Genomic DNA, 15579 nt, shown 5'->3' with positions numbered 1-15579 from the left:
TTGACTTTATATAAAATGAATACTACTCTTATAAGCAATATTAAAGCTACGAGAAAGGCAATCGTTTGCAATACAGGCTTTATTATTACACTTAAGGGAATACTATGTATAGAGATATTGAAGGGGGATTTTCTATATGTTTAAAGAAGCCATTTATCATAGGCCGAAAGATAATTATGCATACGCTTATGATGAACAAACAATTCACATCCGAGTACGTACTAAGAGAGATGATATTCAAAGCGCCGATCTTATTTACGGTGATCCTTACGAATGGAAAGACGGGAAATGGATATCAGCAAGTACACCCATGAACAAAACGGGTTCTACTGCATTATTTGATTATTGGTCCATTGCAATTGAACCAAAATTTAAGCGCTTACGTTATGGGTTTGAATTAAAATCTGAAACAGACACTCTTATTTATGCAGAGCGAGGATTCTTTTCTAGCATTCCAAATGATGATGTTGGTAACTTTTTCTGTTTTCCATTTATTCATGCAGATGATGTATTCAAAGCACCATCTTGGATTAAAGACACCATTTGGTATCAGATTTTCCCTGAGCGATTCGCTAATGGCGATAGTACGCTGAATCCAGAAAACACGCTTCCTTGGGGAAGTGCGAATCCAACTCCAACTAATTTTTTCGGCGGAGATTTTTCTGGTGTTATTCAAAACCTTGATTACCTTGTTAAGCTTGGCATTTCCGGAATATATTTCACACCTATTTTCAAAGCTCATTCAAACCATAAATATGACACAATTGACTATATGGAAATTGACCCACAATTTGGGACGAAAGAAACTTTTAAAGAGCTCGTTGAAGAATGTCATAAGCACGGTATAAAAGTAATGCTCGATGCTGTGTTTAATCATAGTGGATACTTTTTCGAGAAATTTCAAGACGTACTAGAGAATGGTGAGAAGTCCGCATATAAAGAGTGGTTCCACATTCATGAATTTCCGATTATAACCGAACCACTTCCAAATTATGATACTTTCGCCTTTACACCGTATATGCCTAAATTAAATACAGCTCATCCAGATGTAAAAGAATACTTACTTGAAGTAGGACGTTATTGGGTACGAGAATTCAATATAGATGGCTGGCGCCTTGATGTCGCCAATGAAGTCGATCACAACTTTTGGAGAGAATTCCGAACTGAAATAAAGACACTAAATCCTGAAGTATATATTTTGGGAGAAATTTGGCACGATGCCCTTCCGTGGCTACAAGGCGATCAATTTGATGCTGTCATGAGCTATCCTGTTACAAATGCTCTACTTTCTTACTTTGCTAACGATTCCATTAAAGCAAGTGAATTCATGAAGCAAATTACAGAATCTCTACATTCCTACTCTATGAATGTAAATGAAGCAGCATTTCATTTATTAGACAGCCATGATACTCCAAGAATTTTAACAACATGCAACGGAGATAAAAATAAGTTGAAATTGCTCTATGTATTCCATCTTTCTTTCATCGGCTCTCCTTGTATTTATTACGGGGATGAAATTGGTATGGATGGCGGCATGGACCCTGATTGCCGTAAATGTATGATTTGGGATACTAAAGAACAAGATCATGCATTATTTACCCATATACAAACATTGATTTTATTACGTAAACAACATAAAGCATTTGGAGGACATGGTACTTTTCAATTCATCGAAGCAAATGATGAACATAATTATATTTCTTATACGAAAACATATGAGGATGAAACTATCTTTTTCGTTTTAAACCCTACTAATAGTGAAGTTACAGTTTCACTCCCTCTTCATGTTACTGGTAAGAAAATAATTAACATTTATACAAACGAAGAATTTTCAGCGGAAGCAAGTGTATTACAAGTTACACTTCCTCCATATGGATTCTCCATATTAAAATGGTAATCCAAAAAAGCCTTATGCCAAGTTCGAAATGGCATAAGGCTTTTTCTTATTTCAATTTGAACACTATCGCTTCATACGGACGTAATGGAATGTTATCTATTGATCCGATTTCTACATCGTAATTGTGTATAAATAACTCTGATTCACTATAACTAATATCCTTAGGCATTTCAAATACACTTTCATCCGCAGTAAAGTTTGCAATGACAAGTAGTTTTTCATCTCCATATGTTCTTACATAAGCAAAAATAGAAGGGTCATTATCTAATATTAAATCATATGATCCATACACAACTATTTCATTATTTTTGCGTAGTTCAATTAATTTCTTATAGTAATAAAAAATTGAACCTTCATCTTGGATTGCTTGTTTCACATTAATCTCTTTATAGTTAGGATTTACAGTAATCCAAGGTTCACCTTTTGTAAATCCAGCGTGATTCTGATCATTCCACTGCATCGGAGTTCTAGCATTATCACGACCCTTTATATAAATAGATTCCATTACTTTTTCTATATCTTCACCATGGTCTATCACTTTTTCTTTATACATATTTAACGTTTCAATATCTCGATATTCATCAATTGATTGGAATCGAACGTTCGTCATTCCAATTTCCTCTCCTTGATAAATATATGGCGTTCCTTTCATCATATGAAGAACTGTCGCTAACATTTTTGCTGATTCAATGCGATACATTCCATCATTACCAAAACGAGATACAACGCGAGGCTGATCATGATTATTCCAATAAAGGCTATTCCATCCGGTATGCTCTAATGCTTTTTGCCACTTTGTTAAATTCTCTTTTAAAGTAAGAAGTGAGCATGGTTTTACATCCCACTTTCCACCTTCTCCTGAATCTAAATCCATATGTTCAAATTGGAATACCATTTGCAACTCTTTTCGTTCTTCTCCAGTATACAATTTCGCTTCTTCTGTCGTTACACCAGGCATTTCACCAACCGTCATAATATCATAATGCGATAATACTTCCTCATTCATTTCATGTAAATATTTATGAATGTTTGGACCGTTCATAAAATGCTTATGACCTGAAACATACCCCTCTTCTTCTGTTTCAACAGCTGGTAATCCCTCTTCTTTAGAAATAAAATTAATAACATCCATACGGAAGCCATCAATTCCTTTTTCTAACCAAAACTTCATCATTTCATAAACATCTTGTCTTACCTTTTCATTATCCCAATTTAAATCTGGCTGTTTTTTAGAAAACAGATGTAAATAATATTCATCCGTCATTTCATCATACTGCCATGCAGATCCACTAAAAGCAGCTCCCCAGTTGTTCGGTTCTTTCCCTTCTTTTCCAGGGCGCCATATATAGTAATCTCTATATTTATTATCTTTTGATTTACGTGATTCAATAAACCAATTATGTTCATCCGAAGTATGATTAACAACTAAGTCCATCATAAGTTTCATATTACGTTCATGCATTTCATGTAATAGCTCATCCCAATCTTCCATTGTTCCGAACTCGTTCATAATTTTACAATAATCGCTTATATCATAACCATTATCATCATTTGGAGATTCATAGACTGGTGATAACCAAATCACATCAATCCCTAACTCTTTTAAGTAATCTAGCTTTGAAATAATCCCTTGAAGATCTCCTATACCATCACCATTACTATCCATAAAGCTACGAGGATAAATTTGATATACTACACTTTCTTTCCACCATTGTTTTTCCATTATGCTACCCCATTTCATTCATCATTCATTTTTCTCTTTTTTAAGGCGCAAACGTTTTCATTAATGAATGATAACAGATTCTATCTCAATTTAAAATAGCGCTTACAATTTTTATTGTTCTTTTTCTAAGAAAACATATGAAAACCACTAATAAATCTCCAATAAATGAAAACGTTTTATTTTTTTATTTATTTTTTGAATCTATTCGTTTATAATGAACTCAAAGAAAACGTTTGCATAATTATTTCTAGGGGGAAATACCATGGCAGAACTTAATTTAGAAAACATTTATAAAATATATGATAATAACGTAACAGCTGTAACTGATTTTAATTTACACATTCAAGATAAAGAATTTATTGTATTTGTCGGTCCTTCTGGATGCGGAAAATCTACAACATTACGAATGGTAGCTGGACTTGAAGATATTTCAAAAGGCGAGTTTTCAATTGATGGTAAACTAATGAATGATGTTCCTCCAAAAGATCGAGATATCGCTATGGTATTCCAAAACTACGCTCTTTATCCACATATGAGTGTATATGATAATATGGCATTTGGATTAAAACTTCGAAAAATACCAAAAGATGAAATCGATCGTCGTGTGAAAGATGCAGCAAAAATTTTAGGACTTGAACAATATTTAGATAGAAAACCGAAAGCATTATCAGGTGGACAGCGCCAACGTGTTGCGTTAGGTAGAGCAATCGTTCGAGATGCAAAAGTTTTCTTAATGGATGAACCATTATCAAACTTAGATGCTAAACTCCGTGTTGCAATGCGCTCAGAAATTTCTAAGCTACATCATCGCCTTGGAACAACAACAATTTATGTAACACATGACCAAACAGAAGCAATGACTATGGCTTCGCGTCTTGTCGTTATGAAGGATGGAAAAATCCAACAAATTGGAACTCCAAAAGAAGTATACGAAACGCCAGAAAACATTTTCGTGGGTGGATTTATCGGCTCACCAGCGATGAATTTCTTCCGTGGTAAATTGACTGAAACCGATTTCGTTATAGACAATACTATAAAAATTAAAGTATCTGAAGGAAAAATGAAGATGCTACGTGAACAAGGCTATGTAAATAAGGAAATTGTTTTAGGTATTCGCCCAGAGGACATTCATGATGAACTACTATTTTTAGAAGCTTCGCAATCTACTGCCTTCACAACAAAAATTGAAGTCGCTGAATTATTAGGTGCTGAATCCATTTTATATATGAAACTTGGAAATCAAGATTTTGCAGCACGTGTAGATGCAAGACATACATTTTCACCTGGTGATCAAATTAAATTAGCATTTGATATGAATAAAGCACATTTCTTTGATAACCAAACTGAACAACGTATTCGCTAAAAAATTTATCTTTACTATACACATACAAAAAAACCGTCCACATATATTGAGGGCGGTTTTTATTATTATACTAGGGCTTCTACTGTATGAAATGATTGTCCTTTTGTGCTAATAATACCGAAAATCGGTAAATCACTAAGCACCACTTCTTCTTGCTGTTTCATAAAAGATGACGTTAATTGTTTTATCTCTATCCAAACGTCATTAATACAAAGTACATTGGAATCGTTCTCTTGTTGGCGAGAAAAAATAGAATCTATTTTATATAAACCTGCATTTTGAAAAAGCATATCAATGCGACTGAATGCATTCAAAGTAATGCTAATAACGCGTTGCCAATCTCCTTGCTTTCCCATATCATAGGATACAAAAAGTGCCTCTCCGCCTAGATTCATAATTTCCTCCACTGTTGCTTGTCCACTCTCTTGATCAATGTCCGTCACAATAACTTTTGCGCCTTGTTTAGCCAACAAAAGAGCTGTATTACGTCCAATACCGATGCCACCGCCAGTTACGATAGCAACTTTTCCTGCAAGCTTCATTTTCATTACCCCTTCTATAAGTCTTACCGTCATTCAGTATACTCCTTTATAAGATTAATCTGCAAGCAAGAAAAATTGCTATTTTACTTGTAAACGTTTACTTTTTATCCTTCTTTTTTCTTATTATTACGCTGATCGAAAACTAAACCGATGAAAATTAAAATCCCCCAAAAGATTACACTACCTCCAGTCATTTTAATCTCCCCCTTATTATATAAAGTGAAATTTTAATCAGCCCCAATATGGCGGAATAAAGATATTATTTTTAATTATTATATAATTTTCTTAATTTTCAATCTATTATAAATAGAATTAACACATTTTAGCTTTTCCTTACTGTAAACATTCCCCATATACTTATAAAATCAAAAAGACCCTTTTATATATAAAAAGGTCTTTTTTTCATTATACAAGACTTATTACTTTCGTTTTTGTAATTAAATCCTGAAAACCACAATTATCTTTGCGGAACAACATCATATATATATTACATATTAATGGAATTCCTAATAGCAATACGTTCGGTAATAACACTACAAAAAATCTTATAATTAATGTTTGCAACGTTAGCTTTTCACTCTTCAATGAAATTAATTTTATTCTCGTTACCTTTTTTCCAAGTGTAACACCGTTCCAAATAAAGGGTAACACAATAAAATATATCGCCATTAATATAAAAACTACTGCGAAATCATATCTAAAATCACCTAAGCTTATATTAAAGCGCTTAAACATAGCACTATAGTTTCCGGTCATAATAGCTACTACTACACCATACATAACCGAGATTAAAAACATGTCAATTAGGGAAGCACCTATGCGATTCATTACAAGCGCTGGACGATGCATCTTTAACTTCATTTTATGTCGACTCCTTCATATCCTTCTTTACCCGTCTCATCGTACCACTTCTAAAAAACATTGTAAACTAGCCTTTCTCTTACTTTTCTTGTACAATTTGTTACAATAGCATTATAAAGGAGGTTCCCATATTGAAAAAATGGATAATCCTATTCGTCGCCTTCCTATTAACTGGTTGTGCAGGAAACACAGGTCACTTAACTTATACGGTTAACGATGAATACGAACTCATACGTACTTCTGGAAATGCATTTGAACTTTTCCCCTCGCAAGATGCTGTATATGCCACACAATACATCCCTGCAAAAATTACAGACATTGCTTGGGATGATAAATACATTATTGCAAAACAAACCGAGGAAAAATCAGATCCGAATAACCCTGACGCAGCAATTGCAAATAAAAAAAGTGAACATTATTGGATTATTGACGTAAAGCACAATAAACGTTTCGGTCCCTACAATGAAAAGCAATTTAATGAACAAAAAGATGCGTTTAAAATTAAGGTGCCTTTTCAAAATGTAGATTCATACATAAAAGAAATAAAAAAACAGTCAGCATAATATTTGAATGCTGACTGTTTTGCCTTACATTATTTTAGTGAGATGTTAAACGTTTGTGGCTCTTTTACAACATCTTGTGTTTCTGAATCTCCTGCAAGTAAATCATCAGTTGTAAACTGAATATCTTTTACCTTGTCTTTTCCATCGTCAAGTATTAAACCAATAATACCATCTCTTGTTTCACCAGGCTTATAGTCTTCTCTTGATACATTTTTTGTACCAACTAACGTATCTTCGTCATATAAAAAGTTTTGAGTGGCTACTTTAAAATGTTGCTTACCATTAATCATAACATCATTCATAGAGAAAAATTGCATATTTTTATTTCCGGTATTCTCCACTTTATATGTAATCTCAACGTAACGAATTGTATTACTAATCTCTGTTCCACTTAGCGATGCATATAATTCTGCATCTTCTTGGCTTACTTTATCCCCTAATCTCCGTTTTACTTCTTCAGGGGTTAGTGCCGTGTATACTTTCAATGTTTTTTTTGCCTTTTCACTCATCTGTGATAAAGAAATTACTTTCACATCTTGTACGTGAATTTTCATTGGCGCTACTTCAAATGTTTGATTCACAGAATGCATCTGCTCTAACTTAAAAGTACCCCATCCTGTTTCTTTCACTTTTTGTCCTACTTTTTTCAGCTCACGCCCACCATATTCTTTTGTTTCAGGAATAGATTCTTTCTTCTTCGGTTCAGCTTTCTTTTCTTCTTGATGGAAGCAACCACTTAACATAAGAAGAAAACTACATAAAACAAAAATACTTTTCCATGCTTTCATCATTTCATTTCTCCTAACGCTATCATTCATGAATATAAAATTAGTCCCTGGCTTTGTAAACTATAGAAACAATGACAAGTCCACAAAATGAACTTGTCAGTCCAGATACTATTATACCTCCAATTTGGAAAATATGAAAATAGGGATCTAGGAACGCGTGCACGATAAATATAATAGTTGCTACAACAATTACTGAAACCCAATACTTTCTTTTTTCCGAAGCTAAAATAAGATCTTTACCCATTTCATTTCTATACTTCCGTAAAACGTATACTAATAGTAGAACACCAATACATGTACTTCCATGTTGCATATATTTATAAACAGAGATACCGTACCATTCTCTTTGTAATAATGGTATTTTCATAACGAAATAGCCTGTCTTATGAGTGAATGCATCCCAAACAACATGCGTGAGCATACCGAATAATGCAGAATAGCAAAATACAAAGAATTCTTTCCAGGTATGTAGCCCCCACCTCTCATCTATTGCATATGAATAATAACCAGCAAACGGTTTAGGTAAATGCGTTATAAACGGCTTTTTTAAAATGTAGTGATATATGTATGCGAGTAGAAATACAAGCGGTAAATTTAAATATAAGAACCCGAGCCATTTATGGCCAATAACACCATACGGTCTAAAGTGTAAAAAATATTCAAAGTCAGGCGCCATACTACCTAATATAAGAGCCGTTACTGAAATATGTTTAGAATGCTTTTTCGCAAAAGGAAGAACTGCTGCTGGATGTGCAAATGTAAACGGCATACTTTAACTCCTTCTCACATTTTCAATAGAATACCATATATCATAACGAGAGAGTGGATCTTCATGCAATATTTATTTTCACATTGGAATATGATAGTTTAAATGATATAATCCACATAAAATATTCAGAAAATAAGGAAGGAATTCAGGTGTCATTAACACTTGTATTTGCCGCCTTTTTAGAATCAAAATCCGTTATGAATTGAGGTTTATATATTGATTGACGTACCCTTTTTACAAAATGTTACATTAAAAAAAGAAAATATCCCTAGTTTTTCCGCATATCCTTACTGCTTACCTGCTATCCGAACATTACAATCACTAGTTTTTCATCCAAATGTAACATTCATTATTGGAGAAAATGGAACGGGTAAATCAACATTACTTGAAGGAATTGCAATTGCGTTAGGCTTTAATGCAGAAGGTGGAACGAAGAATTTCCGCTTTAGCACTAACGATTCACATTCATCTTTACATGAATACCTTCGAATTTCCAAAAGTTTCAATACACCAAACGACGGTTTCTTTCTTCGCGCTGAATCATTTTATAACGTTGCTTCTTATATTGATGAAATAGATGCTATAAAATCTTACGGCGGCGTTTCACTACACGAACAATCTCACGGCGAATCATTCTTTTCCTTATTTATGAACCGTTTTTCAGGACAAGGTTTATACATTTTAGATGAGCCTGAGGCAGCTTTATCACCAATGAGACAACTTTCCATGCTTATTCGAATGCATGAGCTAGTGGAACAAGGTTCACAATTTGTTATTGCGACGCATTCTCCTATTTTAATGGCCTACCCTGAATCCACTATATATTCTTTAACACAAGAAGGGATTCACGAATCCACATTAGAAGAAACTGAGCATTACCAAACGACGAAACTTTTCTTTGAAAATCGTGATCGATTATTTCATCATCTATTTGAGTCGTAAAAAAAGAAGCAGCAATAGCTGCTTCTTTTTTATAGTGCTTCTATAAATAAGGCAACCCCGATACCGCCACCGACGCATAAAGAGGCAATTCCTTTTTCTAACCCACGTCTTTTTAATTCGTGAATTAAACTTACTGTAATACGAGCCCCTGTACAACCAATTGGATGCCCAAGTCCTACGCCACTACCGTTTACGTTCACTTTTTCACGGTCTAAGCCTAACTCTTTCTCTACAGCTAAATATTGAGCCGCGAAAGCTTCATTAATTTCAAGTAAATCTGCATCTTCCAATGACCAATCTACTTTTTCTAAACCTTTACGAATTGCTGGTGCTGGTCCAATACCCATAATTTTCGGGTCTACTCCAGCTACTGAATATCCAACAATTCTAGCTAACGGTTGTAAGCCTTTTTCTTTCGCTTTTTCTTCGCTCATTAATACTAGAACTGCACTTCCGTCATTCAGGCCAGATGCATTACCTGCAGTTACAGACCCATCTTTACGGAATGCTGGTTTTAACCCTGCTAATTTTTCCGCTGTAATATCTGCACGTGGATGCTCATCCTTCGAAAATACTACTTCTTTTCTACGTTCTTTTATTGTAATAGGAACAATTTGATCGTCAAAGTGTCCAGACTCGATTGCCTTCAGTGCCAATGTATGACTGCGAAGAGCAACTTCATCTTGTTCCTCTCTTGTAATTTCATATTGTTCAACTAAATTTTCCGCTGTTTCACCCATCATAATATGGTGAATCGGATCTTCTAACACTTCCCACACCGTATCACGAATTTCTCCGTGCTGTAGACGTTGTCCCCAGCGGTGCTGTTTCAATGCATAAGGGCTCGAACTCATCGCTTCTACTCCACCTGCAACAACAACATCACTTACACCTAATTGGATTTGCATTGCAGCTGACATAATTGCTTGCATACCTGAAGAACATTGACGTTGGATTGTATATCCCGTAACTGTGTCAGGAAATCCTGCCGCTAATGCAGCTGTTCTCGCTGTATTTGCTTCATCAGTTCTTTGAATACAATGACCTAAAATTACTTCATCAACTTCATGTGGTTCTACCCCGCCTCGTTTTACAGCTTCCTGAAGTACAGGAACAGCTAATTCTACTGGCGTTACATTTTTTAGCGCTCCTCCAAAAGTTCCAATTGGCGAACGAACTGCAGCTGTAATAACAACATTATGCATTTTGTACTTGCCCCTCTCTTATGTACCCTAGTAAGTTTTTAGGTGAAATTCCATAAGATGTATATCTATAACTATCATACTATAAACATACTAAAAAATCAAAATATTTAATATAATAAAAATAGAAGGAATTAACCTTCTATTCTGTCAGTGCATATAAAAACTTTTGCAAAATTTTCTCTGTCGTTTCATTCAATTTTGGCAACTTATCTACTGGAAAATATTGAAGTTTCAACCCTTCATGATCGAGCTTTAATTCCCCGCTCACATGATGTGCCTGATACAGATGAATGACATTGAAAATTTCATCGCCATTCGGATAACGGAAATATACTTCTTTTCCTGATAGAACACCAAGAAATTGCATTATTTTTGCAGTTAACCCCGTTTCCTCAAATAACTCTCTACGTGCCGTTTCTTCTGTCGTTTCACCCAGTTCCATCGCCCCGCCAGGTACACCCCAATCATATGTATCTGAACGATATTGAAGCAATACTTCTTGTTTATCATTTAATATAATGATTGCTGATCCTACGAGAATAAGCGGTCTTGTACCAACGACTTTTCGTAACTCTTCAATATACCCCATATGTAAATTCCCCTTTCCCTAACCTCCCTTATCATAACAAAATTTCTCTCTTTTTGTTCATGTAATTTTAAAGAAAAAAAGGAAGCTTTCGCCTCCGTTTTTTCATCTTTATTTCTTAAAACTTTCATATTTTACAGCTTCAAAAGCTTCCTCAATTTCATCATTACGATAATGGACATATGTAAAACGACCCAATTCTACTAATCTTGCTATTTCCTGTAACGCTTTATGCTGCTCATATGTTTCTTTCAGCTTAATATGTACATAAAACTTCATTAAAGGATGTTCATATAAAGGTTCTCCCACCTCTACATATACATCTTCAACCCCTTGTACAACTCTTACATAACTCGCAAATTGATAAAGTGCTTCTCTGTCTGAAACGATTTTTAATGTATACATATATTCTCCCCCTTTCCTTTACTATATCAAAAAGACGACCACACCATGTTATAGAACTATGAAATTTTTTCGACTTGTCATCTATATATTCAATAAAGAAGGCGTTTATCCATACATGACATCTTTTTCCCACATATATTATAGGAAGAACTTTTTTCATTTGAGGTGTTCCTTATGGATCCATACGTCAATATATGTATTTGCATTACTCCCGGCGCCGATATTTCTGATGACCGCATCGCAAAAGATTTAGCTGTTGCAGAATCAATTTGGCATCCCATTACATTTCAAATTCAAGAAGTAATTGTATTAAATGAACTTTTCCGTTTTTTTGACCGTGAAATCAGTTATAAAAATTCCATTCAAAGTCAAGAAAAACTGGCATCCTTTTTCCAAACATGTGTAAATGAAGCTCCTGAATGCGACCTTTATATTTGTTATATTGGCAGTGATTATTTCAAAGAAACAGCAGTAATTGCCTGCGCTTATTCTTTAGCAAAACAACAGCAACTTACTGGCTATATCGTTTTAACAAATTCAGCTGCTCCTATGAAAAATATATATACGCTCGCTCACGAAATTGGTCATATTTTATTTACAAGACGTATTCATGGAAAACTTACTCATGCAGATCCTCATTCTCCAACCGGCTCGGAGCACCACCCTTCTCCAACAAATCTTATGTATCCGATAGTCCCTCGTCCAGAAAACGTTCATATTCATTCCTTATTAACAGCAGAACAAAAAGCGCTCTCTTTACAAAGCTCTTTATTACAAAGAAAAAAACAGTAACCCTCATGTTACTGTTTAAAACAACTTATTCCAATCAACAAAACAAATCCCGGCTGCTAGAAATAAAAATAGACAACTAAATGTAAATGTAATCCCTCTAAAAATCCCTATATAATATTTCTTTGGAAATAATTTTTGGTATATCCAGAGCAGCCGCTTTTTATTGAATTTCTAGTTCATACTTTTTCTTTCTTCAATTTTTAAAGACCATTTCATTAATCCATATATACTTCCATACATAAGTAAGACCTTTGCAATTCCCCAAAATACATTACTTTCTTCTAAGTCTTTAAATAAGAACATAATCATAAGAGGAACAATTAGTACAAAAACACCCATCCAGCCAAGAACATATACTTCACCAATAAGAAGTAATAAAAAGATAATTGCTGCTAATATATATGTTTGCATTGTCGCCAATTGCAATACAGGTGTCCCATACCATTTATTCATAAACATCAATAACACCAATAATAAAATAGGAACCATTACTATTACATAAATCATTCCAAATTCTACTAATTTACTTTTAAAAGAAGACATTCTAAATGCAACAATCGTTCCAATAATCGTAATGATTAAAACGATAGGATAACCAATTAACTGTACATTTGTTAAAGCAAATTGTTGATCGGGGCTTCCAAATAAAATATTTGTCAGTAACCAATACCCACCAATACCAATAATCATCCCTAAAATACTTTTTATGCTCCCGCTTTTATCCTTCTCCATCTCTTTCGCTAATTCTTCCGCATACTCTTTTGGTGAGTCACCAAATATGTCACTTACTGTCTTTCCCTTTTTTTCACCTTCTATTAAATGAAGCTCTGCATCTTCTAGAAAAGCGTCCACATCTTCTTCTTTAATCCCTTTTGTTATTAAATATACTTTCGTATCGATTAAAAACTTTTCACCTTCTTTAGAAATCTTCATTATAACCCCTCCCTTATTTAACCATTTCTCTTCTATTTGTTTTCATCATAATTTCAACAAAAATTAAAATAAATAAACTTCCATATAAACATATAATTTGAAATAACATTGGCATGAGATCTTCAGATGTAAATGTTTTAAACATTAACATAATAGAAAGCGGAATGATTAAATATAAGTTTTTAAACCATCCTTCAAAATACATATTTATCACTACTGTGATGATAAAAATACCACCAGCCAATAAATAACTTTGCATTTGAGTGAATATAAACATTTTTGTAGGATATATCACATCTAGTACCATAATAACTCCCATTAAAAACATTGGCGCTATCATTACTAAAAACCACATAGAAAACCACGTTTTTGAAAAACTTGTTACAAAAGTCATTTTGCGAAGTAGAAAATTAGGACCTATAACAACTAAAATAAATGAAAAACTGTAACCGATACACTGAATAAGTGAAATCTGTAACATTCCATGATTCACCATTAAGATAGAAGCAATAATCCAAAACGATACGATATTCATTACTGTAAAACCAATTTGCTTCCACGTTTCCTGTCTATCCCTTTCCATCACTTTTACAAGTTCATCTGCATATTCTTTCGGTGAGCTTCCGAAAATATCTTCTACACTCTTCCCCTCACTCTCAGCTTCTATTAAATGCAACTCTGCATCTTCTAAAAAGTTTTCAATATCACTTTCTTTTACACTCTTTGCCGTCAAAAATAATCTCATATTTAACAAAAACTTTCGCGCTTCACTTGATAGCATTATTTTTTTCTCCCCTTCCCTTCAAGTAGACGCTCTACACTACTTTGCATCGCTTCCCAGCGATCCATAAATTTACCAAGTGCTTCCTCGCCTTTTTCTGTTAATGTATAATATTTTCTCTTTGGACCAGATGGAGATTCCTTCATTACGCTTGTTATTAGTCCTTCTTTTTGCATTCGTATTAATAACGGATAAATACTTCCCTCACTCGCCATTGTAAAACCATACTTCGCTAGCTTTTCACTCATTTCATAACCGTATATTTCGCCTTCAGAAATAATAGCAAGTAAGCATCCTTCTAAAATCCCTTTCAGCATTTGACTTGTCGACATAATTTAAATCCTCCTAACGATATTTTTTTCCAAATGTTTGCAGGAATTTCATTATAGCTTCTCTAAATAGAGCACTATGAAAACTTTATTATGAAGGGATGTTTTTCATCATGGTTACAAATCGAGTTGTCTTTTTAACAGGTGCTGCAAGTGGTATTGGTTATGAAATGGGAAAGGCTTTTGCAAAAGAAGGTGCAAAAGTTGTGATTACCGATCGACTTGAAGAACGTGCAAAAGAAGCTGCTGAACAATTACAAAATGAAGGTTTTCAAGCTATCGGTTTAAAATGTGACGTTACATCTGAAGAGGAAATTACAGCAGCAATTTCTCAAACAGTTGATCATTTCGGTTCATTACATATATTAATTAACAACGCAGGGATGCAACACGTTTCACCCATTGAAGACTTTCCAACTGAAAAGTTCGAGCTACTAATTCAAATTATGCAAATTGCTCCGTTTATCGCAATTAAGCATGCCTTTCCGATTATGAAACAACAAAAATATGGTCGTATTATTAATGTCGCTTCTATTAACGGTCTTGTCGGATTTGCTGGAAAAGCTGCCTACAATAGTGCAAAACATGGCGTAATTGGATTAACAAAAGTTGCTGCTTTAGAAGGTGCTACGCATGGTATTACTGTTAATGCCCTTTGCCCTGGTTATGTCGATACCCCTCTTGTACGTAATCAACTACAAGACTTAGCTACTACACGAAATGTACCACTTGAAAATGTTTTAGAAGATGTTATTTATCCACTCGTCCCACAAAAGCGCTTATTACAAGTACAAGAAATCGCTGATTATGCGATGTTTTTAGCGAGTGAAAAAGCTAAAGGTATAACGGGACAAGCTGTTGTTATAGATGGTGGTTATACCGCTCAATAAAAATAAAGTTTGCTCAAGAAGAGCAAACTTTATTTTTATTCCCGAGGATCTTCGTACTTTAGTAATTGCCGCGGGAGCTTCTCAATTGCAACAATTACCCCCTCTAGTTTACTTTCAATACGGTGGAGTAAATATAATGTTACAACAATCGGAAACCCTACATTACCTATCATCTTGATCCACTCTTCCATCCTCTTCCCCTCCTTTCAT

General features: G+C 34.2%; 19 protein-coding genes and 1 pseudogene. 6 read left to right on the top strand and 14 right to left on the bottom strand.

Annotation, left to right across the window (positions count from 1 at the left end; all coding sequences use genetic code 11):
* Nucleotides 1-136 precede the first annotated feature (136 nt).
* Nucleotides 137-1897, top strand: coding sequence for an alpha-glycosidase (locus tag ES895_RS03900; RefSeq protein WP_135238167.1), 1761 nt, complete (start codon nucleotides 137-139; stop codon nucleotides 1895-1897).
* Between the two features lie 46 nt (nucleotides 1898-1943).
* On the opposite strand, the gene malL is transcribed toward ES895_RS03900, so the two are convergent.
* Nucleotides 1944-3620, bottom strand: coding sequence for an oligo-1,6-glucosidase (gene malL, locus ES895_RS03895; RefSeq protein WP_000415178.1), 1677 nt, complete (start codon nucleotides 3618-3620; stop codon nucleotides 1944-1946).
* Between the two features lie 262 nt (nucleotides 3621-3882).
* On the opposite strand from malL, the gene ES895_RS03890 reads away from it, so the two are divergent.
* The gene (locus ES895_RS03890) at nucleotides 3883-4983 is read left to right on the top strand and encodes an ABC transporter ATP-binding protein (protein WP_135238166.1); all 1101 of its coding nucleotides are present in this window, start codon (nucleotides 3883-3885) and stop codon (nucleotides 4981-4983) included.
* 65 nt (nucleotides 4984-5048) lie between these two features.
* Here ES895_RS03890 and ES895_RS03885 read toward each other — a convergent pair whose 3' ends face one another.
* The 3 genes from ES895_RS03885 to ES895_RS03875 all read right to left on the bottom strand — a co-directional run bounded on the left by ES895_RS03885 (nucleotide 5049) and on the right by ES895_RS03875 (nucleotide 6386).
* Nucleotides 5049-5558, bottom strand: coding sequence for an SDR family NAD(P)-dependent oxidoreductase (locus ES895_RS03885; RefSeq protein WP_000218410.1), 510 nt, complete (start codon nucleotides 5556-5558; stop codon nucleotides 5049-5051).
* Nucleotides 5559-5629: 71 nt separating this feature from the next.
* Nucleotides 5630-5719, bottom strand: coding sequence for a hypothetical protein (locus ES895_RS03880; protein ID WP_000145650.1), 90 nt, complete (start codon nucleotides 5717-5719; stop codon nucleotides 5630-5632).
* A 211-nt stretch (nucleotides 5720-5930) separates the two neighbouring features.
* Entirely contained in the window at nucleotides 5931-6386 is a 456-nt protein-coding gene (locus tag ES895_RS03875) for an RDD family protein (RefSeq protein WP_000769098.1), read from the bottom strand.
* A gap of 131 nt (nucleotides 6387-6517) precedes the next feature.
* On the opposite strand from ES895_RS03875, the gene ES895_RS03870 reads away from it, so the two are divergent.
* Nucleotides 6518-6949, top strand: a complete 432-nt coding sequence (locus ES895_RS03870) for a DUF3997 domain-containing protein (RefSeq protein ID WP_000758785.1) — start codon at nucleotides 6518-6520, stop codon at nucleotides 6947-6949.
* A 29-nt stretch (nucleotides 6950-6978) separates the two neighbouring features.
* On the opposite strand, the gene ES895_RS03865 is transcribed toward ES895_RS03870, so the two are convergent.
* On the bottom strand, nucleotides 6979-7740 hold the full coding sequence (locus ES895_RS03865; protein ID WP_000973895.1) for a hypothetical protein: 762 nt from the start codon (nucleotides 7738-7740) through the stop codon (nucleotides 6979-6981).
* Nucleotides 7741-7777: 37 nt separating this feature from the next.
* Nucleotides 7778-8506: a DUF4184 family protein gene (locus ES895_RS03860; RefSeq protein WP_135238165.1), complete on the bottom strand. Its 729-nt coding sequence runs from the start codon at nucleotides 8504-8506 to the stop codon at nucleotides 7778-7780.
* A 216-nt stretch (nucleotides 8507-8722) separates the two neighbouring features.
* Here ES895_RS03860 and ES895_RS03855 point away from each other — a divergent pair, with 216 nt between their 5' ends.
* The gene (locus tag ES895_RS03855) at nucleotides 8723-9448 is read left to right on the top strand and encodes an AAA family ATPase (protein ID WP_000568010.1); all 726 of its coding nucleotides are present in this window, start codon (nucleotides 8723-8725) and stop codon (nucleotides 9446-9448) included.
* 29 nt (nucleotides 9449-9477) lie between these two features.
* On the opposite strand, the gene ES895_RS03850 is transcribed toward ES895_RS03855, so the two are convergent.
* The 3 genes from ES895_RS03850 to ES895_RS03840 all read right to left on the bottom strand — a co-directional run bounded on the left by ES895_RS03850 (nucleotide 9478) and on the right by ES895_RS03840 (nucleotide 11644).
* Nucleotides 9478-10653 carry an acetyl-CoA C-acetyltransferase gene (locus tag ES895_RS03850; RefSeq protein WP_000552075.1) on the bottom strand — a complete coding sequence of 392 codons (1176 nt, stop codon included), beginning with the start codon at nucleotides 10651-10653 and terminating at the stop codon, nucleotides 9478-9480.
* 139 nt (nucleotides 10654-10792) lie between these two features.
* A complete protein-coding gene (locus ES895_RS03845; RefSeq protein WP_002005651.1) occupies nucleotides 10793-11242 on the bottom strand; it encodes an NUDIX hydrolase in 450 nt (149 codons plus the stop codon).
* A 108-nt stretch (nucleotides 11243-11350) separates the two neighbouring features.
* Entirely contained in the window at nucleotides 11351-11644 is a 294-nt protein-coding gene (locus tag ES895_RS03840; RefSeq protein WP_000288330.1) for a DUF3928 family protein, read from the bottom strand.
* A 174-nt stretch (nucleotides 11645-11818) separates the two neighbouring features.
* Between ES895_RS03840 and ES895_RS03835 the strand changes: the two genes are divergently transcribed.
* The gene (locus ES895_RS03835; protein WP_000371605.1) at nucleotides 11819-12436 is read left to right on the top strand and encodes an ImmA/IrrE family metallo-endopeptidase; all 618 of its coding nucleotides are present in this window, start codon (nucleotides 11819-11821) and stop codon (nucleotides 12434-12436) included.
* Nucleotides 12437-12451: 15 nt separating this feature from the next.
* Here ES895_RS03835 and ES895_RS29665 read toward each other — a convergent pair.
* The 4 genes and pseudogenes from ES895_RS29665 to ES895_RS03815 form a co-directional block, all read right to left on the bottom strand.
* Nucleotides 12452-12595: pseudogene (locus ES895_RS29665) on the bottom strand (DNA-binding protein); the annotation flags it as partial.
* A 12-nt stretch (nucleotides 12596-12607) separates the two neighbouring features.
* On the bottom strand, nucleotides 12608-13369 hold the full coding sequence (locus tag ES895_RS03825) for a DUF1129 domain-containing protein (RefSeq protein ID WP_000703260.1): 762 nt from the start codon (nucleotides 13367-13369) through the stop codon (nucleotides 12608-12610).
* A 13-nt stretch (nucleotides 13370-13382) separates the two neighbouring features.
* The gene (locus ES895_RS03820; protein WP_000952895.1) at nucleotides 13383-14150 is read right to left on the bottom strand and encodes a DUF1129 domain-containing protein; all 768 of its coding nucleotides are present in this window, start codon (nucleotides 14148-14150) and stop codon (nucleotides 13383-13385) included.
* Nucleotides 14150-14482 carry a PadR family transcriptional regulator gene (locus ES895_RS03815; protein WP_000107985.1) on the bottom strand — a complete coding sequence of 111 codons (333 nt, stop codon included), beginning with the start codon at nucleotides 14480-14482 and terminating at the stop codon, nucleotides 14150-14152. The genes ES895_RS03820 and ES895_RS03815 overlap by 1 nt, the downstream gene beginning before the upstream one ends.
* A 110-nt stretch (nucleotides 14483-14592) precedes the next feature.
* On the opposite strand from ES895_RS03815, the gene ES895_RS03810 reads away from it, so the two are divergent.
* A complete protein-coding gene (locus tag ES895_RS03810) occupies nucleotides 14593-15369 on the top strand; it encodes a 3-hydroxybutyrate dehydrogenase (protein ID WP_000258428.1) in 777 nt (258 codons plus the stop codon).
* 35 nt (nucleotides 15370-15404) lie between these two features.
* On the opposite strand, the gene ES895_RS03805 is transcribed toward ES895_RS03810, so the two are convergent.
* Nucleotides 15405-15560, bottom strand: coding sequence for a YvrJ family protein (locus ES895_RS03805; RefSeq protein WP_000393337.1), 156 nt, complete (start codon nucleotides 15558-15560; stop codon nucleotides 15405-15407).
* Between the last annotated feature and the right edge of the window lie 19 nt (nucleotides 15561-15579).

Source organism: Bacillus sp. 007/AIA-02/001 (genome assembly GCF_004634455.1).
Lineage (GTDB): Bacteria > Bacillota > Bacilli > Bacillales > Bacillaceae_G > Bacillus_A > Bacillus_A cereus.
This window is presented reverse-complemented; position numbering and strand designations above follow the sequence as displayed.